The 23,242-nt window shown below is 59.9% G+C and carries 23 protein-coding genes and 1 riboswitch; of the genes, 18 read left to right on the top strand and 5 right to left on the bottom strand.

Features of this window, described 5'->3' with window-relative positions:
• Positions 1–15 precede the first annotated feature (15 nt).
• Positions 16–624 carry a bifunctional phosphoserine phosphatase/homoserine phosphotransferase ThrH gene (thrH, locus tag IPM27_08545; GenBank protein MBK9161600.1) on the bottom strand — a complete coding sequence of 203 codons (609 nt, stop codon included), beginning with the start codon at positions 622–624 and terminating at the stop codon, positions 16–18.
• Here thrH and IPM27_08540 point away from each other — a divergent pair.
• Positions 623–1,612 carry a hypothetical protein gene (locus tag IPM27_08540; protein MBK9161599.1) on the top strand — a complete coding sequence of 330 codons (990 nt, stop codon included), beginning with the start codon at positions 623–625 and terminating at the stop codon, positions 1,610–1,612. The two genes, thrH and IPM27_08540, sit on opposite strands and share 2 nt — an antisense overlap.
• 105 nt (positions 1,613–1,717) lie before the next feature.
• Positions 1,718–2,218, top strand: coding sequence for a hypothetical protein (locus IPM27_08535; GenBank protein MBK9161598.1), 501 nt, complete (start codon positions 1,718–1,720; stop codon positions 2,216–2,218).
• Here IPM27_08535 and IPM27_08530 read toward each other — a convergent pair.
• The 4 genes from IPM27_08530 to IPM27_08515 all read right to left on the bottom strand — a co-directional run bounded on the left by IPM27_08530 (position 2,209) and on the right by IPM27_08515 (position 6,217).
• Entirely contained in the window at positions 2,209–2,553 is a 345-nt protein-coding gene (locus IPM27_08530) for a carboxymuconolactone decarboxylase family protein (GenBank protein ID MBK9161597.1), read from the bottom strand. The two genes, IPM27_08535 and IPM27_08530, sit on opposite strands and share 10 nt — an antisense overlap.
• Positions 2,554–2,606: 53 nt before the next feature.
• Entirely contained in the window at positions 2,607–3,074 is a 468-nt protein-coding gene (locus IPM27_08525; GenBank protein MBK9161596.1) for an MEKHLA domain-containing protein, read from the bottom strand.
• Complete coding sequence (locus IPM27_08520) at positions 3,052–5,220, bottom strand: UvrD-helicase domain-containing protein (GenBank protein MBK9161595.1); 2,169 nt, start codon at positions 5,218–5,220, stop codon at positions 3,052–3,054. Before IPM27_08520 ends, IPM27_08525 begins: the two co-directional genes overlap by 23 nt.
• 97 nt (positions 5,221–5,317) lie before the next feature.
• The gene (locus IPM27_08515) at positions 5,318–6,217 is read right to left on the bottom strand and encodes a phosphoribulokinase (GenBank protein MBK9161594.1); all 900 of its coding nucleotides are present in this window, start codon (positions 6,215–6,217) and stop codon (positions 5,318–5,320) included.
• A gap of 248 nt (positions 6,218–6,465) precedes the next feature.
• Between IPM27_08515 and IPM27_08510 the strand changes: the two genes are divergently transcribed.
• From IPM27_08510 to IPM27_08435, 16 genes are all read left to right on the top strand, one after another.
• A complete protein-coding gene (locus IPM27_08510; GenBank protein ID MBK9161593.1) occupies positions 6,466–9,072 on the top strand; it encodes a leucine--tRNA ligase in 2,607 nt (868 codons plus the stop codon).
• Positions 9,073–9,076: 4 nt separating this feature from the next.
• Positions 9,077–9,580 carry a hypothetical protein gene (locus tag IPM27_08505; GenBank protein MBK9161592.1) on the top strand — a complete coding sequence of 168 codons (504 nt, stop codon included), beginning with the start codon at positions 9,077–9,079 and terminating at the stop codon, positions 9,578–9,580.
• A gap of 4 nt (positions 9,581–9,584) precedes the next feature.
• Positions 9,585–10,589, top strand: a complete 1,005-nt coding sequence (locus IPM27_08500) for a DNA polymerase III subunit delta (protein ID MBK9161591.1) — start codon at positions 9,585–9,587, stop codon at positions 10,587–10,589.
• On the top strand, positions 10,586–10,909 hold the full coding sequence (locus IPM27_08495; protein ID MBK9161590.1) for a divalent-cation tolerance protein CutA: 324 nt from the start codon (positions 10,586–10,588) through the stop codon (positions 10,907–10,909). Before IPM27_08500 ends, IPM27_08495 begins: the two co-directional genes overlap by 4 nt.
• A 10-nt stretch (positions 10,910–10,919) precedes the next feature.
• The gene (gene dsbD, locus IPM27_08490; GenBank protein ID MBK9161589.1) at positions 10,920–12,785 is read left to right on the top strand and encodes a protein-disulfide reductase DsbD; all 1,866 of its coding nucleotides are present in this window, start codon (positions 10,920–10,922) and stop codon (positions 12,783–12,785) included.
• A 64-nt stretch (positions 12,786–12,849) separates the two neighbouring features.
• Positions 12,850–13,320, top strand: coding sequence for a type II 3-dehydroquinate dehydratase (gene aroQ / locus IPM27_08485; protein ID MBK9161588.1), 471 nt, complete (start codon positions 12,850–12,852; stop codon positions 13,318–13,320).
• Positions 13,321–13,339: 19 nt separating this feature from the next.
• The gene (locus IPM27_08480; protein ID MBK9161587.1) at positions 13,340–13,798 is read left to right on the top strand and encodes an acetyl-CoA carboxylase biotin carboxyl carrier protein; all 459 of its coding nucleotides are present in this window, start codon (positions 13,340–13,342) and stop codon (positions 13,796–13,798) included.
• Between the two features lie 52 nt (positions 13,799–13,850).
• A complete protein-coding gene (gene accC, locus IPM27_08475) occupies positions 13,851–15,206 on the top strand; it encodes an acetyl-CoA carboxylase biotin carboxylase subunit (GenBank protein ID MBK9161586.1) in 1,356 nt (451 codons plus the stop codon).
• Positions 15,207–15,238: 32 nt separating this feature from the next.
• Entirely contained in the window at positions 15,239–16,132 is an 894-nt protein-coding gene (prmA, locus tag IPM27_08470; GenBank protein ID MBK9161585.1) for a 50S ribosomal protein L11 methyltransferase, read from the top strand.
• Between the two features lie 13 nt (positions 16,133–16,145).
• Positions 16,146–17,141 carry a DUF3426 domain-containing protein gene (locus tag IPM27_08465; GenBank protein MBK9161584.1) on the top strand — a complete coding sequence of 332 codons (996 nt, stop codon included), beginning with the start codon at positions 16,146–16,148 and terminating at the stop codon, positions 17,139–17,141.
• A gap of 19 nt (positions 17,142–17,160) precedes the next feature.
• Positions 17,161–17,322 (top strand): YqaE/Pmp3 family membrane protein, encoded by a 162-nt coding sequence (locus IPM27_08460; GenBank protein MBK9161583.1) that lies wholly within the window; start codon positions 17,161–17,163, stop codon positions 17,320–17,322.
• Positions 17,323–17,387: 65 nt separating this feature from the next.
• A riboswitch (glycine riboswitch) is annotated at positions 17,388–17,476 on the top strand.
• A 327-nt stretch (positions 17,477–17,803) separates the two neighbouring features.
• Positions 17,804–18,886, top strand: a complete 1,083-nt coding sequence (gene gcvT / locus IPM27_08455; protein MBK9161582.1) for a glycine cleavage system aminomethyltransferase GcvT — start codon at positions 17,804–17,806, stop codon at positions 18,884–18,886.
• A gap of 127 nt (positions 18,887–19,013) precedes the next feature.
• Positions 19,014–19,403, top strand: a complete 390-nt coding sequence (gcvH, locus tag IPM27_08450; protein ID MBK9161581.1) for a glycine cleavage system protein GcvH — start codon at positions 19,014–19,016, stop codon at positions 19,401–19,403.
• Positions 19,404–19,496: 93 nt separating this feature from the next.
• Positions 19,497–22,349 carry an aminomethyl-transferring glycine dehydrogenase gene (gcvP, locus tag IPM27_08445; GenBank protein MBK9161580.1) on the top strand — a complete coding sequence of 951 codons (2,853 nt, stop codon included), beginning with the start codon at positions 19,497–19,499 and terminating at the stop codon, positions 22,347–22,349.
• Positions 22,350–22,360: 11 nt separating this feature from the next.
• Entirely contained in the window at positions 22,361–22,882 is a 522-nt protein-coding gene (gene tpx, locus IPM27_08440) for a thiol peroxidase (GenBank protein MBK9161579.1), read from the top strand.
• A gap of 15 nt (positions 22,883–22,897) precedes the next feature.
• The gene (locus tag IPM27_08435; protein ID MBK9161578.1) at positions 22,898–23,191 is read left to right on the top strand and encodes a hypothetical protein; all 294 of its coding nucleotides are present in this window, start codon (positions 22,898–22,900) and stop codon (positions 23,189–23,191) included.
• Positions 23,192–23,242 lie beyond the last annotated feature (51 nt).

Raw genomic sequence — 23,242 nt, 5'->3', positions numbered from 1 at the left:
CCGGGATTGATTGCGTCAGATTCTCGCGCTGGCCTTGCGGATTTCCGCATCGAGTTCCGCATAGTTCATGGTGACCGGATATTGCGGAAACTCCCGTATCACGTTTTCAGGCGGATGGAACAGGATGCCCGCATGCGCTTCGCCCAGCATTGCCGTGTCGTTGTACGAGTCTCCGGCGGCAATGGTTTTGAAATTGAGCTCCCGGAAACGTTTCACCGCTTCACGTTTCTGGTCCGGCATGCGCAGGTGGTAATTGACCAGCGTTCCGCCGGCGTCCGCTTCCAGCTTGTGGCAGAACAATGTCGGCATGCCCAATTGCTGCATCAGCGGCATGGCAAACTCATAGAATGTGTCGGATAGGATGATGACCTGAAAGCGCTGGCGCAGGTCATCGAGGAAATCCTTCGCGCCGGCCATCGGCCCCATATCCGAAATGACCTTCTGTATGTCAGGCAGGCCGAGCTTGTGCTGCGCCAGGATGTCCAGCCGATATTTCATCAGCTTGTCGTAATCCGGCTCATCGCGCGTGGTGCGGCGCAATTCCGGGATTCCGGTACGCTTGGAAAACTCGATCCATATTTCCGGAACAAGGACGCCCTCAAGGTCAAGACAAACAAGTTGCATGGAAAAACTCCATAGTGAGACGATGCAATACGGGGTACGGATTCTACCATCTCCCGATTATCTCCGACCAAGCGCAGGTCTGTTCCGTACATTCATGGTTGCCACAGTCATCCCTGTTGTCATCTGCTGCACGTCAGCAGGCAAACACACGAGTAACCGCCACCACCGTGAGCAGATGTTCGGAAATCACATTACAATTGAACCGTTCATCCGTTTTCATGACAGCAGGGATCAAATGGAAATCAGAAAATTGCATGCAGCTCGCGGCTGGATATGGGTCAAGCAGGGCTATCAGCTCATCATGCGCAACCCGTTGCTGTCCATCTCTCTGGCGCTGATTGGCGCGCTGGCGATATTCATCGCGCTTCTTCTTCCAGTGCTGGGCCCTTTGCTCGCGTTACTGTTGATGCCGGTACTCATTGCCGGTTATATGCGCGCCTGTCGCGCGCTCGAGGAAGGTGAAGATGTTGAGCTGCGCCACCTCTTCGCAGGATTCGAAAAGCATGTCGCACCGCTGGTTGCGCTTGGTGGTTACCTGCTGCTGGGCATGCTGGTCACGTCGATGGCGATGGTCTTCATCGGCGGCAGCGAGTTCGCAAAGTTGCTTGAGGGATTCCAGGCCAGCGACGATCCGCAGGCATTATTTGCGGCAATGGCGGATGCAGGCTCCGGTATTGCACTCACGCTCCTGACCGGCCTCTCGTTGATGTTGATGATGATGCTGGCAATGCAATATGCGCCCATGCTGGTCTTCTTTTCGGATGTGCCGCCATTCGCCGCGTTGCGCGCCAGCCTCACCGGCTCCCTGCGCAACATCATCCCATATACCGTCTACAGTATCATCATGCAGGTCATCGCATTGGTGCTTGGATTACTGCCATTCGGAATCGGCCTGGTCGTATTATTGCCGCTGGCTTTCACCTCGCTCTACGTCAGCTACCGAAACATCTTCCCTTTCCCCGGAGAGTTTCCGCCTTCAGGGGAGTAGCGTTTTCCGGAACATCTTTCAAGCACGCTTTGATATCCCCATGCATTAGTGCGTGCTAATATATTGGCATTGTCGATATTTGATCGGCGGACATGGGAGGATGGGATGCAATTCCAGGCAAGCAAAGCAGAAATAAAGCGTGCGCAATCCCCTCACAACCTGTTCATAGCCGGGCTGTTCGTTTTCGATCTGCTGATGACACCCGCAGTGATCGCGCTCAAGATCGGCTTGGTAGCGATCTTCATTCCGCTGGTCTGTTCCGGATCGCTGCTCGCCTACATCTATTTCCGCAGCAAGAAGAGCACGGCCTGGTTTGTGGACATGCACTGGCGCCTGGCCTGGAACCGCAGCCGCTTGTTGCTGGCAGGGTATGGCGTGTCCGGACTGCTGATCCTGCTCTCGTGGCTGGTCAGCCAGACCGCCCGCGACGCGAGCATGGCGCATATCATGTGGACTGCGCTGACCCGCATCTCGCTGGTGCCGACATTGATCTTCGTAATGGTCGTCGCCGTGCTGGAGGCCAGCGGCCTCGCCATGGCGGGCAAAGGCGAGGTGCCTGACGATCTGGCGGCGAAATTTCCGCCGCCGGGAAACGCTCAGGCCTGACCGAACTCTTCGAATGCGCGCAAGACCTCCGCCGCATACATCAGCGACGGCCCCCCGCCCATATACACGGCCACTGCCAGCATCTCGTTGATCTGTTCTCTGGTCGCGCCCAGCCTTACCAGCGCACGCACATGAAAGCCGATGCAACCGTCGCAGCGGGTCGATACCGCGATCGCCGTCGCGATCAGTTCCTTTTGCAGCGTGGATAACACACCTTCCGCCATGGCCGATTTAGACATCGCGTCGAAGCCTGCCATGGGTGCAGCTGCTTCCTTGCGGAACGGGATAAGCGCCTTGCTGATGTCCTGCGTGATGGTCTTGAACGATTTACTCATGGCTATCTCCTGAAATGGATGCAAAGCCATATATTAACATTTTCTAATATTCTTTACTGCTCATCCTCGGCAACGAACACGGCTGCCTGTCCATGGCGGACGCCAGCCTCGTCGGTCAGGTTCCACACCGTGCAATCCGAGATAGCGAAACGTCGCCCGCTCTTCGCAATGCGTACGCCGGAATAGCCCGCAACGAATCCCTGCCGTGTGACTTGCTCCAGCAGTTCCTCGCGCGCCTCCTGCGCCAGCGGCTCGGCCGATAGGCGCGAAGGCAGTTTGCTGAATTCTTCGAAACCCATCTCGAACAATTGCAGCGCAAGGCGATTGCCATAGAAGAACACGGGATCGTCCTCGGTGCCGTGCGCCACGATGGCGAACGGCGCCTCCCACATTGCAGCGCGCAATGCCACATCCTCCTGCGGGACGACCTCCAGTAAAGGCTGGCCGGTAAGCCGGCGGTAACTCTCGGCGATCAGCCGCAGGCGTCCGAGCGGAACATCAGATGGATTCGAGTTTGGCATATTCGAGTGCCAGCCACTTGCTGCCAGCGCGCTTGAAGTTGACCTGCACGCGACCTTCGTTGCCGCTTCCCTCGCTGTCGGTCACCACGCCCTCGCCGAACTTCTGGTGGAACACGCGCTGGCCGATGCGCCACACCGATCCGGGCGAAGCCGGCGCGGGCGCTTTCGGCGAGGCAAACGCAGCGATGTAACTCTCCGTCTCACGGCGTCCCGTGTCGAACATCCTGCGCGCCGTGAAACGGGGAGTGATCCAGTGCAACAACTCTTCCGGCAACTCGCGCAGAAAACTGGAAACCATCCCGTAGTGCGTCTGTCCGTGCAGCATGCGACTCTGTGCAAAGGTCAGGTACAGACGGCGCCGGGCGCGCGTGATCGCCACGTACATCAGGCGGCGTTCCTCGTCGAGCGCGCCGCTGTCGATGCTGTTCTGGTGCGGAAACAGGCCCTCTTCCAGCCCGGTGATGAACACGGTGTGGAACTCCAGCCCCTTGGCCGCATGCACCGTCATCAGGTGCAACGCATCCTCGCTGTCGCCCGCCTGATGTTCGCCAGATTCCAGCGAAGCGTGGGTGAGAAAAGCGGTCAGGCTGTCATCCTCGTTCTCGTACACGAACAGCGTGGCCGAGTTGATGAGTTCGTTCAGGTTCTCCAGACGTTCCTCGGCCTCGCGCTTCTTCGCGGGGGAACTCTTCTCGGCTTCGTAATGTGCTGCCAGTCCGCTGTGCTGCAGCACATGGTCGATGATCTCCGGCAACGGCAAGTCTCTGGTCGCACTGCGCAACGACTCGATGATGCCGACGAAGGCCGCGACCTTGCCGCCTGCCCGTGCCGCCGCGTCGAATAGCGTCGTGTTGTACTGTTTCGCACTCTCCAGCAACTGCTCGATGCTGCGCGCACCGATGCCGCGCGCGGGGAAGTTGATGATGCGCAGCAGCGCATTGTCGTCGTCACCGTTCTCCATCAGGCGCAGGTAGGCCAGCGCATGCTTGATCTCCTGCCGCTCGAAGAACCGCAGGCCACCATATACGCGGTACGACAGCCCCGCCGATACCAGTGCATGTTCCAGCACCCGTGACTGCGCATTGGAGCGGTAGAGCAGGGCCATCCCGGAAAGCTTCACCCCTTCGCGGCTGAGCTGCCTGATCTCCTCCACGATAAAGGCCGCTTCGTCCACATCCGTACCTGCCTCGTACACACGAATCTGCTCACCCTTGTCGGCGTCGGTCCACAGGTTCTTGCCGAGGCGCTCGCGGTTGTTGGCGATCAACGCATTGGCTGCGTCGAGGATGTTGCCGTGCGAGCGGTAGTTCTGCTCCAGCTTGATGACGGACTGAACATGGAAATCGCGCAGCAGCTCCTGCATGTTGCCAACATTGGCACCGCGGAAGGCGTAGATGGACTGGTCGTCGTCGCCAACAGCAAAGAGCGCGTTGTTCTGTGCCGCCAGCAGTTTCAGCCAGCGATATTGCAGCGGGTTGGTATCCTGGAACTCATCCACCAGAATGTGTTTGAAACGCTCCTGGTAATGCTCGCGCAGGGCTGCGTTTCTCGACAGCAGCTCGTAGCAGCGCAGCAGCAGCTCGGAGAAATCCACCACCCCTTCGCGCTGGCACTGCGCATCGTACTCCGCGAATATCTCCGCCTTGCGCCTGATGTAGGGATCGTAGGCTTCCACTTCGGAGGCGCGCAGCCCCTGCTCCTTGTTGCCGCTGATGAACCACTGCATCTCTTTCGGAGGGTATTTCTCGTCGTCCACGTTCATCGCCTTCATCAGGCGCTTGATGGCGGAAAGCTGGTCGCCCGAGTCGAGGATCTGGAAGGTCTGCGGCAGGTTGGCCTCGCGGTGGTGCGCGCGCAGCATGCGGTTGCACAGGCCGTGGAAAGTGCCGATCCACATGCCGCGCGTGTTGATCGGCAGCATCGCGGAAAGGCGCGTCTGCATCTCCTTCGCTGCCTTGTTGGTGAAGGTCACCGCCAGCACCCCCTGCGGCGACACCTGGCCGGCACTGATGAGGTATGCGATGCGCGTGGTCAGCACCCGCGTCTTGCCGCTGCCCGCTCCGGCCAGGATCAAGGCGGAACGGGCAGGCAATTCGACGGCAGCGCGTTGTTCGGGATTGAGGCCGGAAAGCAGGGCAGAAGTCATGGCGTGATTATCCCACAGGGCATCGTGCCTGCCGCACCAAACAGAACGGGGAAGCGTCTCCGCTTCCCCGTCCGCTGTTGCTTCAGGCTGTCGAGGCTCAGGCCTTGCTCTTCTTCGCGATCATTTCGTGCATGACCGGGGAGAGGATGATCTCCATCGCGTGACTCATCTTGCCGCCGGGCACCACCATGGTGTTGGCACGGGACATGAATGCGTTCGGGATCATGGACAGATAGTAGGGGAAATCCACGCCCTTCGGATTGCGGAAGCGGATCACGACGAAGCTCTCGTCCGGCGTCGGAATGTCGCGCGCAACGAAGGGGTTGGAAGTGTCCACGGTCGCCACACGCTGGAAATTGATGTCGGTGTAGGTGAACTGCGGGGTGATGTATTTGATGTAGTCCGGCATACGGCGCATGATGGTATCCACGGTCGCTTCGGCGGAATAGCCACGCTCGGCCTTGTCGCGATGGATCTTCTGGATCCACTCGAGGTTGACCACAGGCACCACGCCGATGGCGAGATCGACGAACTTGCCGGCATCCACACCTTGCTTCTCATCTTTGGCCAGGCCGTGCAGACCTTCATAGAACAGCAGGTCGGAACCGGTTTCGATATCTTCCCACGGGGTGAACACGCCGGGCTTGAGGTCGGTCAGGTTGAAATGCTTGTTGTGCGCAACGGCCTCTTCTTCACTATGCACATAGTAGCGGCGCTTGCACATGCCGGTCTCACCGTACACCTTGAAGGTTTCCTCGATCTTGTCGAAGTGGTTCGCTTCCGGACCGAAGTGGCTGAAGGTGTTGTGTCCATTCTTCGCAGCCTCTGCCGCTGCAGCACGGAATGCCATGCGGTCCAGACTGTGCAGGCTGTCGCCCTCGATCACGGCAGCCTTGATGCTCTCGCGGCGGAAGATGTTCTCGAACGCGCGTTTGACGGTGGTGGTGCCTGCACCGGAAGAACCGGTAACAGCGATGACGGGATGCTTTGCGGACATAACGATCTCTCCTGAACGATTATGGGTGAATTATATTGGGTTCGGGATTCTACTCCAGTTTTCCCGCACAGCGCGAGATGATTGATTTTTCGTCCGGGCTATCCGGCACCTGTACCCGTGCATTCATTGGCTTGGGAGGCCAACCCGGGCAGATTGCCCGATGACTTCGCGATATTCCCGCGCGCGCCGTGCGCATCCTGTTGCCGCTATAATGGCAAACCTGAAATTTCGCACCAGACCGGCAAAACATGGAAGAACACTACTCACCCAGAGACATCGAAGCCTTCGCCCAGCAGCACTGGGACCAGACCGAAGCCTTCCGCGCCGTGAAGGAAACCGGCAAGCCCAAGTATTACTGCCTGTCCATGTTCCCCTACCCCTCCGGCAAGCTGCACATGGGCCATGTGCGCAATTACACCATCGGCGACGTGCTCACCCGCTGGCACAAGATGCGCGGTTACAGCGTGCTGCAACCGATGGGCTGGGATGCCTTCGGCCTGCCCGCCGAGAACGCGGCCATCGCCAACAAAGTGCCGCCCGCAAAGTGGACGTACGACAATATCGCCTACATGCGCCAGCAGTTGAAGAGCCTGGGCCTGGGCATCGACTGGACGCGCGAACTCGCCACCTGCCAGCCCGACTATTACAAATGGAACCAGTGGCTGTTCCTGCGCATGCTGGAGAAAGGCATCGCCTACAAGAAGACCCAGGTGGTGAACTGGGACCCGGTGGACCAGACCGTGCTGGCCAACGAGCAGGTCATCGACGGGCGCGGCTGGCGCACCGGCGCTGAAGTGGAAAAACGCGAGATCCCCGGTTACTACCTCGGCATCACCCAGTACGCGGAAGAACTGCTGGCCGACCTCGACAAGCTGCCGGGTTGGCCCGAGCGCGTGAAGACCATGCAAGCCAACTGGATCGGCAAGAGCCACGGCGTGCGCTTCGCGTTCCCGCATGACATTCAGGAAGAGGGCAGGGCAATCAACGACGGCAAACTGTGGGTCTATACCACCCGCGCCGACACCATCATGGGCGTGACCTTCGTCGCCGTTGCCGCCGAACACCCGCTGGCGACCCATGCCGCGAAATCGAACGAGCAGGTCGCCACTTTCATCGAGAAGTGCAAGCATGTGTCGGTGATGGAAGCCGACATCGCCACCATGGATAAGGAAGGCGTGGACACCGGGCTCAAAGTCACGCACCCGCTGACTGGCGAACAGGTGCCGGTGTGGGTCGGCAACTATGTGCTGATGGGCTATGGAGAAGGCGCGGTGATGGCCGTGCCGGCGCATGACGAGCGCGATTTCGGCTTTGCAAAGAAGTACAAACTGCCGATCAGGCAAAGCATCGGCATCACCGGCCAGACCTTCTCTACCGATGGTTGGCAGGAATGGTACGCAGACAAAGAGAATGGCGCGTGCGTCAACTCCGGCAAGTACGACGGCCTGGACTACCAGCAAGCCGTGGATGTCATCGCCGCCGACCTGAAGGCCAAGGACTTGGGTGACAAGCAGGTGCAATGGCGCTTGCGCGACTGGGGCGTGTCGCGCCAGCGCTACTGGGGCTGCCCGATTCCCATCATCCATTGCGACACCTGCGGCTCGGTGCCAGTACCGGACAAAGATTTGCCTGTCGAACTGCCCGAAGACTGCGTACCGGACGGCAGCGGCAACCCGCTGCACAAACGCGAGGACTTTCTGAATTGCGTCTGCCCCCAGTGCGGCAGACCCGCCAAGCGCGAGACCGACACCATGGACACCTTCGTGGATTCGTCCTGGTATTACGCGCGCTACGCCAGCGGATTCAAGAGCGACGCGATGGTGGACGACGAGACCAACCACTGGATGCCGGTGGACCAGTACATCGGCGGCATCGAGCATGCCATCCTGCACCTGCTGTATTCGCGCTTCTGGAGCAAGGTGATGCGCGACCTGAAGCTGGTGAATTACGACGAGCCCTTTGCGAATCTATTGACGCAAGGCATGGTGCTCAACCACATCTTCTCGCACAAGACCGACAAAGGCGGCATCCAGTATTTCCCGCCTAATGAAATCGAGATGGTGAAGGATGACAGCGGTCGCATCACCGGCGCGAAACTGCTCGCCGATGGTTCCGCTATCGACTACCAGGGCATCGGCACCATGTCCAAGTCCAAGCTCAACGGTGTGGACCCGCAGGCGCTGATAGACGAATACGGCGCCGACACCGCGCGCCTGTTCATGATGTTCGCCGCCCCGCCCGAACAGACGCTGGAGTGGGCGGATTCCGGCGTGGAAGGCGCGTACCGCTTCCTCAAGCGCGTGTGGGCGTTCGCTGCCGAGTTCGAAGACATCGGCAAGGAAGCGGCCGATTTCGCCAGCCTCTCCGGTGATGCCAAGGCGCTGCGCCGCGAGATCCATCTCGCTTTGCGCCAGGCCAACTACGACATGGCGCGCTTCCAGTTCAACACCGTGGTCTCTGCCGCGATGAAGATGCTCAACGCGCTGGAAAAGAACGGCAAGGATGCGGCTAATCGCGCCGTGGCGAATGAAGCGCTGTCCATCCTGCTGCGCCTGCTGTCGCCCATCACGCCGCACATCGCCCATGCCTTGTGGAAGGAACTCGGCTACGGTGACGACATCCTGACCGCCGCCTGGCCGGAGCCGCTGGAAGCCGCGCTGGTGCAGGACGAGATCGAACTGGTGATCCAGGTGAACGGTAAGCTGCGCGGCAGCATCAAGGTCGCTGCCAGCGCCGGCAAGGCCGAGATAGAACAGGCCGCACTGGCGCACGAGTCGGTACAAAAACACCTGTCCGGCGCGACGCCGAAGAAAATCATCGTCGTGCCGGGCCGATTGGTCAATATTGTCGCCTAGGAGAATGTCCATGCGGATCTTCCTGCTGTTGTTCACCCTGATGCTGGGTGCGTGCGGTTTCCATCTGCGCGGCCATGGAGAGTCGGCGCTTATTCCATTCGATACGCTATATCTGGACGCAGCCAATCCCAACACACCTTTCATCGACGAGTTACGGCGCGGCCTGCTCGCCAGCAAGGTGACGCTGGTAGACAAGGCCGACAAGGCCGACGTGGTGTTGAACATCGTTTTCGAGGTCCCGGAAAAACAGATCCTTTCCTTGGGCGGCGGCGGTCGCGTGAACGAGTTCCAGTTGCGTTTCCGCGTTTCGTTGCGCGCCTATGACCAAGAACAGCGCGACTGGATCATGCCCGGCGAACTCGTGCAACGCCGCGATTATTCCTACGACGATACGCAGATTCTCGCCAAGGAATCGGAAGAGGCTCTGCTTTACCAGAGCATGCGCTCCGACATGGTGCAGCAGATCCTGCGCCGCCTGAGCCTCGCCAAGCCGCAAGCGCAGCAATAAGCCCATGCAGATCACCAGTGAAGAATTGCCGCGCCACCTCGCTTCCGGCCTGAAGCCGCTGTACGTGGTGCATGGCGACGCGCTATTGCTGGCGATCGAGGCAGCCGACAGTATCCGTACGGCGGCGCGCGGCGCCGGATATACGGAACGCGAAACGTTCATCGCGGAACAGTATTTCAAATGGAGCGAGCTGCGCAACAGCACACAGAACTTCTCCCTGTTCGCAACGCGCAAGGTCGTGGATCTGCGCATCCCGTCCGGCAAACCCGGCACGGAAGGCGGCCAGGCATTGCAGGACTATTGCGCGAACCTGAGCGACGATGTGCTGACGCTGGTCTCTTTGCCGAAACTCGACCGGACCGCGCAAAAAAGCTCATGGTTCTCCGCATTGCAGCAGCATGGCGTAACGGTTTCCGCAGACGACATTCCGCGCCCGGCATTGCCACGCTGGATCGCCGCCCGCCTGGAACGGCAGGGACAGACCGCCGACAAAGCCACGCTGGAATTCCTCGCGGATCGCAGCGAAGGCAACCTGCTTGCGGCATTCCAGGAAATACAGAAGCTCGCCCTGCTGTTTCCCGCCGGCGAACTGACGTTCGAACAGGTCAAGGATGCGGTGATGGACGTCGCGCGTTACGACATCTTCAAACTCTCGGAAGCCATGCTGGCCGGCAATCCGGCACGCTTTGCGCGCATCCTGGAGGGCCTGCGCGCCGAAGGAACGGCGGCGACGCTGGTATTGTGGGCGATCAGCGAGGACATTCGCACACTGGGCAAGGTGTTGCAAGCCACGCAGCGCGGCGGCAGCATCGACGGCGCATTGCGCGACGCACGGGTGTGGGGGCCGCGCCAAGGACAGATAGGTAACGCCGCACGCCGTTTCAGGTTCCCGCAGATCGAACGTGCGATGCAGCAGGCCGCGCGTCTGGACAAGACCATCAAGGGCTTGCGCCAGGGTGATGTGTGGGATGAACTGCTGCAACTTGGATTGCGTTTCTCTCGAACATGAACGACATTTTGCTGGTGATCACAACCCTTCCCGATGCGCGCTCCGCTGACAGTCTGGCGCGGCAACTGATCGAGGAACATGCGGCCGCCTGCGTGAACAGCCTGGCGCCCTGTACCTCGACCTATCGCTGGGAAGGAAAGGTGGAGACTGCGACCGAGGTACCGCTGCTGATCAAGACGACGCGGGCGGCTTATCCCCGGCTCGAAACCCTGATCCGGTCAGCGCATCCCTATGAACTTCCCGAAATCATCGCTGTCCCGGTGACAGCAGGTTTACCCGCCTACCTGGACTGGGTGGGCAGCGAAACCGGTACCGAATAAGGAACTATCCATGCGTTTTGTGTTACTGCTGTTGCTTTGTTTCCTGCCCCCCGCATCCCATGCGGAAGGTTTGCTCGACCGTCTGCCATCTTTGAGCGGCGCCAAGCAACCGAGCTTCCTCCCCCCCGACCAGGCGTTTGCGCTGGAAGTACTGGTACGCGACGCGCACACCCTGCAGGCAAACTACAAGATAACGCCCGGCTACTACCTGTACCGAGACAAGATCGATTTTATGATCGACGGCAATGCAGCCAAGGTTTCCCGCATCGACCTGCCCAGGGGCGAGATGAAACAGGATCCCAATTTCGGCGACACCGAAGTGTTCCACCGTTCGTTCCAGGCCGGGATCACACTGGAACGCACAAGCGATGCGGCATCCAGTATCACATTGACTGCGGTCTACCAGGGGTGCAGCGAACAGGGACTGTGTTATCCGAGCATCGAAAAGATCATGCAGATCGACCTGCCGGATACACGAACCGGCGTCAGTGTGCCACCCGCGAAGATGATGAAGGAAGCACCCCAGCCAGCCGCCATTTCGCCGCTACCGCTCTCGCCCGACATGGAATCCGTCGCCGGCCAAGAAGATTCGAAGATCGCCCGGCTGTTCAAGAGCGGAAGCTTCTGGCTGATCATTTCCTTCTTTTTCGGCGCAGGTCTGTTGCTCGCCTTCACGCCTTGCGTGTTTCCGATGATCCCCATCCTGTCCGGCATCATCGTCGGGCACGGCCACAAGATCACCCATATGCACGCCTTCATCCTGTCTCTGGCTTACGTGCTGGGCATGGCGATCACCTATGCGGCGGCCGGCATCGCGGCCGGATTTTCCGGCGAGTTGATCTCCAACGCGCTGCAGACCCCCTGGGTGCTGGGCAGTTTTGCCGCACTGTTCGTCCTTCTGTCGCTGTCGATGTTCGGCTTCTATGAACTCCAGTTGCCCTCCGCCCTGCAAAGCAAGCTCACCGACACCAGCAACCGCCTGCACGGCGGCCATCTGTCCGGCGTGTTCGCGATGGGCGCGCTTTCCGCCATCATCATGGGGCCATGCGTGGCCGCCCCGCTGGCTGGCGCACTGCTTTACATCAGCCAGACCCACGATGCGGTGCTGGGCGGCACGGCCCTGTTCGCGCTGGCACTGGGGATGGGGGCGCCGCTGTTGCTGATCGGCACCTCGGCTGGCGTGTTGCTACCCAGAGCCGGCGCATGGATGGAAGCGGTCAAGCGTTTCTTTGGCGTACTGCTACTGGCGCTGGCGATCTGGATCATCCAGCCGCTGCTGCCCGTCAGCGCGCAGATGCTGCTGTGGTCCTTGCTGCTGATCCTGTCCGCAGCGTACTTGCGCGTGCTGGAACCGGTTCCGCATAACGCCAGCGGCTGGCAGAAACTCCTGAAAGGGATCGGGCTGCTCGTTCTGTTGCTGGGGATCGCCTACCTGGTCGGCGCGTTGTCCGGCGCCCGCGATATCCTGCGCCCGCTTGGCGCCCTCGGCCAGTCTGCCGCGCAGCCATCCGCCACCCTGCAGTTCGAACGCATCAAGGACGGCGCCGACCTCGACCGGCGCCTCGCGCTGGCCAAAGGACAACAGGTCGTGATGCTGGACTTCTACGCCGACTGGTGCGTCTCGTGCAAAGAGATGGAACGCTTCACTTTCGCAGATGCCGTCGTTCAGGACAAGCTCGGGGCGGTACTGCTCCTGCAGGTGGATGTCACTGCGAACAGCGCATCCGACAAGGCGCTGCTTAAGCGCTTTAGCTTATATGGCCCGCCGGCCACACTGTTTTTCGATACAGAAGGCCGCGAGTTGGGCGATTTTCGGGTGGTCGGTTATCAGGATGCCGCGCAATTCCTGAACACGCTGCAAAGCGTCGGCCTTTAACGTTTCTTGCTTATCTTCCGAATAAATCTGGACAATTCACCATAACTTACGGCAAACTGAACACATGGACAAAAGTAGCAACAGCCAATCCGGCCCGACTAAGAACATCCTCGTGCTACACGGCCCGAACCTGAACCTGCTCGGCCGCCGCGAGCCGGATGTGTATGGTCACACCACATTAGACGAAATTAACGAACGTTTGATGTCTGTAGCAGGCAAGAACGGGGTGAACATGTTCTGTTTCCAGAGCAATGCCGAAGCAGCGCTGATCGAGCGCATCCATCAGGCACGGCTCGACGGGACAGACTTCATCATCATCAACCCGGCGGCATTCACCCATACCAGCGTGGCGCTACGCGACGCGCTGGCGGCAGTGAGCATCCCGTTCATTGAAGTACACCTTTCAAACGTATTCACGCGCGAGGCGTTCCGCAAGGAGTCTTTCTTTTCCGATATCGCGGTCGGCGTAATCAGCGGACTTGGCGCATCCGGTTACGAATATGCAGTGCGGTACGCAATCAAACATAACAACTAAACACCTTTAGGAGGTCGCAATGGATTTACGCAAACTCAAGACACTGATTGAGTTGGTTGAAGGCTCGGGTATCGCCGAACTGGAGATCAGCGAAGGTGAAGAACGCGTGCGCATCACCCGTACCGTAGCGGCCGCGCAGCAGATTTACGCACCCGCTGCCGCGCCCCAGCCGGTGGCTGCAGCCGCTCCCGTGGCGGCCGCTCCAGTTCCCGCCGCCGAACCCGCAAAACCTGCCGTGGCTGAAGGTCATGTGGTCAAATCGCCGATGGTCGGCACCTTTTACCGTTCCGCTTCTCCCGGCGCCAAGTCGTTCGTCGATGTCGGCCAGTCGGTCAACAGCGGCGATACCCTGTGCATCATCGAAGCGATGAAACTGCTCAACGAGATCGACGCAGACCAAGCGGGCGTCATCAAAGCCATCCTTGTGGAGAATGGCCAGCCCGTGGAGTTCGGCCAACCGCTGTTCGTCATCGGTTAATCTTGTAATGGCGCGCGCCTTTGCGTAGCGCCCAAGTATTGGAGCCAACACCATGTTTGAAAAAATCCTGATCGCCAACCGCGGTGAAATCGCGTTGCGCATCCAGCGCGCCTGCCGCGAACTGGGCATAAAAACCGTCGTAGTGCATTCCGAAGCGGATGCGGATGCCAAATATGTGAAACTGGCCGACGAATCCGTTTGCATCGGACCCGCCCCCTCGAACCAGAGCTACCTGAGCATCCCCGCCATCATCAGCGCAGCGGAAGTCACCGATGCGCAGGCCATCCATCCCGGCTACGGCTTCCTGTCCGAAAATGCCGATTTTTCCGAACGCGTCGAAAAATGCGGCTTTGTGTTCATCGGCCCGCGCGCCGAAACGATCCGCCTGATGGGCGACAAGGTTTCGGCCAAGAACGCGATGAAGAAAGCGGGGGTACCCTGCGTGCCCGGCGTGGACGGCGCATTGCCGGACAATCCCGCGGAAATCGTCAAGATTGCGCGCAGCATCGGCTATCCGGTCATCATCAAGGCGGCGGGCGGCGGCGGCGGGCGCGGCATGCGCGTGGTGCATACCGAAGCCGCGCTGCTGAACGCGGTCACCATGACCAGAACCGAGGCTCAGGCCGCGTTCAACAATCCCATGGTGTACATGGAGAAATTCCTGGAGAACCCGCGCCACATCGAATTCCAGGTGCTGGCCGACCAGCATGGCAATGCCGTATATCTGGGCGAGCGTGACTGTTCGATGCAGCGCCGTCACCAGAAGATCATCGAAGAAGCGCCTGCACCCTTGCTCAATGCCCGCCTGCGCAACAAGATCGGTGAACGCTGTGCCGAAGCCTGCCGCAAGATCGGCTATCGCGGTGCGGGAACCTTCGAGTTCCTGTACGAGAACGGCGAATTCTTCTTCATCGAAATGAATACGCGCGTGCAGGTCGAACATCCCGTGACCGAAATGATCACCGGCATCGACATCGTGCAGCAACAGATACTCGTCGCCGCCGGCGAAAAACTGCCGTTCCGCCAGCGCGATGTGCAATTTCGCGGCCACGCCATCGAATGCCGGATCAACGCGGAGCATCCCTACAAGTTCGTGCCGTCGCCGGGACGCATCACTTCCTGGCATGTACCGGGCGGTCCCGGCATCCGCGTCGATTCGCATGTGTACGCGAACTACTTCGTGCCGCCACACTACGATTCGATGATCGGCAAACTGATCGCCTACGGTGACACGCGCGACCAGGCAATGGCCAGAATGCGTACCGCCCTGTCCGAAATGGCAGTGGAAGGCATTGAGACCAACATCCCGCTACATCGCGAGCTGATGCAGGATGCGGCCTTCATGCGCGGCGGCACCAGCATCCATTATCTGGAAGAACGCCTGTCCGAGCGCACCAAAGGCAAGTGATTCCAGCATCTCATCCGGCGGGATCGGAATAAGTGCCCTGGCTGACCCTCATCGTCGATACCGATGCCGAACACGCCGAAGCGTTGAGCGAAGCGCTGCTTGAACGTGGCGCATTGTCGGTGGACCTGCTCGACGCCGATGCCGACACGCCGGACGAGCAGGCGATCTTCGGCGAACCCGGCGAACCCGCTCCGGGCGTGTGGCAACACAACCGCATCAGCGCGTTGTTCGACAGCGATCGCGATGTCGCAGCGATCCTGCAAGCCGCGTCAGTCACCGTCGGCCTGGAACAGCTTCCCGCATACCGCATCGACACACTGGACGACAAGGACTGGGTGCGCCTGACCCAGTCGCAGTTCGACCCGATCCCGATCTCCCCGCGCCTGTGGATCGTGCCGACCTGGCACACCCCCAGCGATCCGGATGCGATCAACATCGTGCTCGACCCGGGCCTCGCGTTCGGCACCGGCAGCCATCCGACCACGCGCCTGTGCCTGCGCTGGCTCGACGCGAACCTTCGTGGCGGCGAAAGCGTGCTGGACTATGGATGCGGTTCCGGCATCCTCGCCATCGCCGCGCTCAAGCTTGGGGCTGCACGGGCCGTAGGTGTTGATGTAGACTCTCAGGCAGTGATCGCCAGCCGGGACAACGCCAGCGCGAACCATGTCGAAAATGCACGGTTCCATTTGCCTGACGACGCCCCGCCGGGCAGCTACGACGTGGTGGTGGCGAACATCCTGACCAACCCGCTGCGCCTGCTTGCACCGTTGCTGGCGAATGCGGCATGTACGGGCGGGAAGATCGTACTTTCCGGCATCCTCGAGGAGCAGGCGCAGGACGTGATGAAAATCTACCGGCAATGGTTCGACCTTGACGACCCGCTTTTCGAAGACGGCTGGGCGTGCCTGTCCGGGACAAAACGCTGACTTCATACTGGAAATGAGCGGAACCACACTCTGCACACATTGCGATACCCGCTTCCGGGTCACCGCGGCGCAACTGGAAGCGCACCACGGTATGGTGCGTTGCGGCCATTGCCTGCAGGCTTTCGATGCCAATCGCAATTTCGAGCCAGACCAGCCAGATCCGCAGCTTGAGTTGCCGATACTGGACGAGCCTGCCGCCCCGGCCGCAGAACATGCGACAAGCGAGCCGGATATCGAACCGGCATCCGGCATCTCCAACGCCCCCCTGCCGGATGAGACCGAAAACCCCCTCGAACAGGAACACGGCGCCGAAACCACACAGGATGCCGAGCTGCGCGAAGAGCAACCGGATATCGGCCAACGCTCCATCGAGCCGGAAGACGCCGCTGACGAAAAACCTGTTGCAATGCGGCCCACCGAAATCGCCGTGCTGCACCCCATGACGCTGGCCGAGCAGGTTGCCCTCATCAAGGATGACGCGCCGGGCGAACCCGAGGCCACCCTCCCGGCTGAAGCAAAGCGCCGTGTCTGGCCCTGGGCGATCGCCGCGTCCCTGCTCACGCTGGTACTGCTTGCGCAGACCGCCTACTTCTTCCGCATCGAGTTGGCCGCCCGGTCACCCGGCCTGAAGCCTGCTCTGCTCGCCTATTGCCAATGGATCGAATGCGAAGTACCGCTGCCGCAACACGCCAGTCTGATGAGCATCGAATCCTCGGATCTTGAGGCCGACCCCGAAATCGAGAACCGGATCACCCTGAATGCCCTGCTGCGCAACCGTGCCACGTATGCGCAGGCCTATCCCGACTTTGAACTCACGTTGAACGACATCGACGACAAACCGCTGGCACGACGCGTGTTCAAGCCCGCGCATTACCTGCCGCCGCTGGAAAGCCAAAGGACCGGGCTGCTGCCGAACCACGAACTTGATGTAAAATTGCGACTGGAAACCGCCGACCTCAAGCCGACCGGCTATAGACTGGTGCTGTTCTACCCGAAACAGCTGCATTAATTACCATCAGGAAATCAAGATGAAAAACAAAATCGTACTTATCATTCTCTCTGTATTGCTGGCGCCGCTTGCCGTTTTCCTAAAAAAAGGAGCTGGCAAGGATCTGGTAATCAATATATTGCTGTGTTTCGTGTTTTACCTGCCAGCCGTCCTCCATGCTTTATGGCTGGTTACAAGATAATGGCATCTGGCCACCTATAACGCCTTATATTCACCCAACAAACTTCCGGTATAATCCGCCCGCCGTTCAAACCGATGGGAGAGCGTGCTGTCACCAGCACCGCCGAAGGCGTAACACCCGCAACCGCTCAGGCTAAAGGAACCACCGGGACAGGCGAATCTGGAGAGCGCTGTTGAATCAGCCACCGAAGGGGCACGCGAATTCAATGCCTCTAAGAACCGCAACGAGCGGTTCGAATGCAAGGCGCACGGAACGCAACGACCGAGAAAACGAGCTAGGCGAGTTTCGGCGAAGACTAACCTTCAGGTTATGTCGTAGCCACATACCCAGCTTAAATAATCGAGGAAGTGAGTACCGCGCGACACAGCAGTCGAACTGCGCAGCAGGTTATTAGAGGTATTGCCGCAATCTCTCAGGTACCAAGGACAGATGGGGGCGAGGCTATGTGGCCTCGCCCTTTTTTATCGCCCGGAAAACGAACATGACCCTGAAGACGACTCCTTTGAATGCAGCCCACCGCGCCATGGGCGCCAAGATGGTGGATTTCGGCGGCTGGGACATGCCGGTCAACTACGGTTCGCAGATCGACGAACACCATCAGGTGCGCAACGATGTCGGCATGTTCGACGTGTGCCACATGCGCGTGGTGGACATGCGGGGCGACGGTGTGCGCGTCTTCCTGCGCTACCTGATGGCGAACAATGCCGACAAGATCACGGTTCCCGGCAAGGCGCTCTATTCCGCCATGTTGCGTCCCGATGGCGGCGTGATCGATGACCTCATCATCTACTTCATGACCGAGCAATGGTTCCGCATCGTGGTCAATGCAGACACCGCAGACAAGGACATCGCATGGATGAAGGAGCAGGCTGCGACACACGCCCCAAACCTCACCATCACCTCGCGCGACGACTTGGCGATCATCGCAGTGCAGGGCCCGAATGCTCGCGCCAAGGTATGGGAGGTGCTGCCGCAGACCCGTGCCGCGACAGAAGGGATGGTCAACTTCCAGGCGGCCGACTGCGGCGAATATTTCGTGGCGCGCACCGGCTACACCGGCGAGGATGGTTTCGAGGTGATGTTGCCGAAGGAAAAAGCCGAAGCATTCTGGTACGCGCTGAACAAGGCCGGCGTGAAACCCATCGGCCTTGGTGCGCGCGACACGCTACGACTGGAAGCGGGCATGAATCTGTACGGTCAGGACATGGACGAGACGGTCGGCCCGCTGGAATCCGGTCTGGCCTGGACGGTTGACCTGAAGAGCGAGCGTGACTTCATCGGCAAGGCAGCGCTGCTCGCCAACCCGCCGAGCAAGAAGCTGGTCGGCCTGCTGTTGCTGGATCGCGGCGTACTGCGCGGCCACCAGAAAGTCGTCACGCCGCAAGGCGAAGGCGAGATCACCAGCGGCACCTTCTCGCCGACACTGGAAAGATCCATCGCGCTGGCACGCATCCCGAAGGACGTGGCGATCGGAGATGTCGTGCAGGTCGAGATTCGCGATAAGATGCTGGCTGCGCAAGTCGTGAAATATCCGTTTGCCCGCAACGGCAAGGCGGTGATTTAAATTAATAGCAGTTGTCCACGAAAGACACGAACAGCACGAAAGAAAATCTGCACTATCGTTCGTGATTTTCGTGTGTTTCGTGGATAGAAGTGGTTTCCAATTCAAACATCAAACTTCGGAGAACAACATGAGCAACCCGACCGACCTGAAATATACCGAATCACACGAATGGGTGAAGACCGAAGCTGACGGCACCATCACCATCGGTGTCACACAGCACGCACAGGAACTGCTGGGCGACATGGTGTTCGTCGAGACGCCGACCGTCGGGCGCAAGCTCAGCGCCGGTGAGGCATGCACCGTGGTGGAATCCGTGAAGGCCGCCGCCGATGTCTATGCTCCGGTGAGCGGTGAAGTCACGGCAACGAACGGTGAGCTGGATGGATCTCCGGAAAAGATCAATGAAGATCCCTATGCGGCATGGCTATTCAGGATGAAACCGGACAACGCCGCCGATGTCGCCGCCCTGATGGATGCGGCCGCTTATCAGGCGCATGTAGACAGCGAAGCACACTAAGCAGGATTCGGGATTCAGGAAGCAGGATTCAGGGAAAACCCTCTCCTCGCTCCGAGTCCCGCATCCCTCACTGAATCCTGAATCCCGAATCCTATGAACACCGACCATTTCGTCTCCCGCCACAACGGTTCCAACGCACAAGACGTGCAAGCCATGCTGGACAGGATCAACGCGCCCACCCTGGATGCACTGATAGACCAGACCGTGCCTGCCGCCATCCGTTTGCAGCAGCCATTGAAACTGGCGGACGGGATGTCGGAACATGAGTTCCTGGCCCACCTGCGCGGCATCGCTTCCAAGAACCAGCTTTACAAAACTTATATCGGCCTCGGCTACTACGGTACCGTGCTGCCTGCCGTGATCCAGCGCAACGTGCTGGAGAACCCAGGCTGGTACACCGCGTACACACCGTATCAGGCCGAGATCGCACAGGGTCGTCTGGAAGCATTGCTGAACTACCAGACCATGGTGATCGACCTGACCGGCATGGAGATCGCCAACGCCTCGCTGCTGGATGAAGCCACTGCCGCCGCCGAAGCGATGACCATGTTGCACGGCCTGCGTTCGCGCGACGATGTGGCCGCAGGCAAGAACAGTTTCTTCGTGTCGCACGAATGCTATCCGCAGACCATCGAGCTGCTGAAGACACGCGCCAAGCCGCTGGGTATCGAACTGGTGATCGGCGACTTCAAGACCGTCACGCTGAACGACAGACTGTACGGCGCAATGCTGCAATACCCGACTGCAGACGGCACGGTCCATGACTATGCCGATTTCGTGACGCGCGCCAAAGCCAACGGAATGAGCATCGCCGTCGCCGCCGACATCCTCAGTCTGGTGCTGCTCACGCCGCCGGGCGAATGGGGGGCGGATGTGGTGTTCGGTTCCACCCAGCGCTTCGGTGTACCCATGGGCTACGGCGGCCCCCACGCCGCTTACTTCGCCTGCCGCGATGCGCACAAGCGTTCCATGCCGGGTCGCATCATCGGTGTGTCGGTAGATGCCGACGGCAACCCTGCATTGCGCATGGCACTGCAAACGCGCGAGCAGCACATCCGCCGCGAGAAAGCGACTTCCAACATCTGTACCGCGCAAGCACTGCTGGCGATCATGGCCGGTATGTACGCGGTGTATCACGGTGCGGAAGGGCTGCGCGGCATCGCACGCCGCGTGCATCAAGCGACTGCGGTACTCGCCGATGAATTGCAGAAGCTGGGCTACCAGATCGCACAAGGTACTTACTTCGACACCCTGCACCTGTTGCATACCGACAATGTGAAGATCCACGCGCTGGCCGAAGCTGCACAGATCAACTTCCGCTATACCGCCGACGGCCTCACGCTGTCGCTGGACGAGACGGCTTCGGTCTCCGACCTGAACGCCATCCTCGCCGTGTTCGCACAAGCCGCCGACAAGGCAGCACCCAGCGTGACGCGTGAACAAGTCGTCACGCACGCACTGATGTTCACCCCGCGCAACTCGGCCATCCTCGCGCACGACGTGTTCAATGCGTATCACACCGAGACCGAGATGATGCGTTACATCAAGCGACTGGAGAACAAGGACCTGTCGCTCACGCATTCCATGATCTCGCTGGGCTCCTGCACCATGAAGCTGAATGCGGCTTCCGAGATGCTGGGCCTGACCTGGCCCGCATTCGCCAACCTGCATCCCTTCGTACCGCTGAATCAGGCAGAAGGCTATGCCGAGCTCATCGCCGGTCTGGATGCCGATCTGTCCGAGATCACCGGTTTCGCCAAGATGAGCTTCCAGCCCAACAGCGGCGCCTCAGGTGAATACGCCGGCTTGCTGGTGATCCAGGCTTACCACCGTTCGCGCGGCGAAGCGCAGCGCAACGTGGTACTGATCCCCTCCTCTGCGCACGGCACCAACCCGGCCAGCGCCGCGATGTGCGGCATGAAGATCGTGATCGTGAAGTGCGATGCACGCGGCAACATCGACGTGGACGACTTGCGCGCAAAAGCGGAGGAGCACAAGGACGACCTGTCATGCCTGATGGTGACCTACCCCAGCACGCACGGCGTTTACGAGGAAAGCATCAAGGACATCACCGCCATCATCCATGCCTGCGGTGGGCAGGTGTACATGGACGGCGCGAACATGAACGCGCAGGTCGGCCTGACCAGCCCCGGCAACATCGGCGCGGACGTCTGCCACCTTAACCTGCACAAGACCTTCGCCATCCCGCACGGCGGTGGTGGACCGGGCGCGGGCCCCATCGGTGTAGCGGCACATCTCGCACCGTTCCTGCCTTCGCACCCGGTGGTCAAGGTCGGCGGCACGCAAGGCATCCATGCAGTCTCCGCCGCGCCTTACGGCAGCGCGCTGATCCTGCTCATCTCCTACGGCTACGTCAAGATGATGGGCGGCAAGGGCCTGACCGAAGCGACCAAGCTGGCGATCCTCAATGCCAACTACATCAAGGAATCGCTGAAGGACCATTACGCCACGCTGTACAGCGGCAGCAACGGCCGCTGCGCGCACGAGATGATCCTGGACTGTCGCGAATGGAAGAAAGAAGGCGTGGAAGTGGCCGATATCGCCAAGCGCCTGATGGACTTCGGCTTCCACGCACCGACCACCTCCTTCCCGGTGGTGGACACACTGATGGTGGAACCGACCGAGAGCGAATCGAAAGCCGAGCTGGATCGCTTCTGCGACGCGATGATCGCCATCCGTGGCGAGATCGAGGCAGTCGTCACTGGCAAAGTTGACAAGAAGGACAACATCCTCAAACACGCGCCGCATACGGCTAAATCGGTCTGTGCCAATGAGTGGGCACGTCCTTACTCGCGCGAGCAGGCGGCCTATCCGCTTCCCTATGTGCGTGAGAATAAGTTCTGGCCAGCCGTGGCGCGGGTGGATAATGTGTATGGCGACAAGAACCTGATCTGCGCCTGCCCACCCATCGCTGCATACATCTAAAGGACACCATCATGGCCAAAGACCCCAGCAACAAGACGGCTGTCACATTGGACGGCGTGCCCGTCACCCTGTTCGGCACCTTCCCAGTCCTCGGCCAGCTCGCCCCGGACTTCTCGCTGGTGGACAAGGACCTGAAGGATGTCTCGCTGAAGGATTTCGCAGGCAAGCGCAAGGTGCTCAACATCGTGCCCAGTCTGGACACCGCCGTGTGTGCCACCTCCACGCGCAAATTCAACGAGGCCGCCGGCAGGCTGAACAACACCGTGATTCTGGTGATTTCGGCCGATCTGCCGTTTGCGATGAGCCGCTTCTGCGTGGCGGAAGGATTGGAGAACGTGGTCACACTGTCGCTGATGCGCGGCCGTGATTTCATGCGCAACTACGGCGTTAAGATCGCCGACACCGCATTGGCCGGTGTGACCGCACGCGCGGTGCTGGTGCTGGACGATCAGGACAAGATCATCCACGCCGAACTGGTGGACGACATCACCCACGAGCCGAACTACGAAGCGGCATTGGCCGTATTGCGCTAGGGACAGCGGATGGCGATGGACAAGAACTTCCACAAACGCATCATCGGCATCTGCTGGCTGCTGATGGGCGCGCTCATCCTGTCGCTGCTGGCGGTGAATTTCCAGACCGCCGAGACGCGAGTCGTCGCGATGGGATTGGCGGAGGGAGCATTGTTCACCGCTTCCGGCTTCATGCTGCTGGCGAAATTGCCGAAGTCATGGAACTTGTGCCTGCCCTGCGCCGCCTTGTCTCTGTTTTCGTTTCCGATCGGAACGGTGATCGGCATTTATTACCTCTGGTATTACTTCAAGATGGAACGGGTGTACTGAACGCATGATTGCCCACTCGCGCCCATCCCTCTTTTTCTTTCCTCACGAATC

This window comes from Nitrosomonadales bacterium, from assembly GCA_016716325.1.
Classification (GTDB): domain Bacteria; phylum Pseudomonadota; class Gammaproteobacteria; order Burkholderiales; family Gallionellaceae; genus Gallionella.
This window is presented reverse-complemented; position numbering and strand designations above follow the sequence as displayed.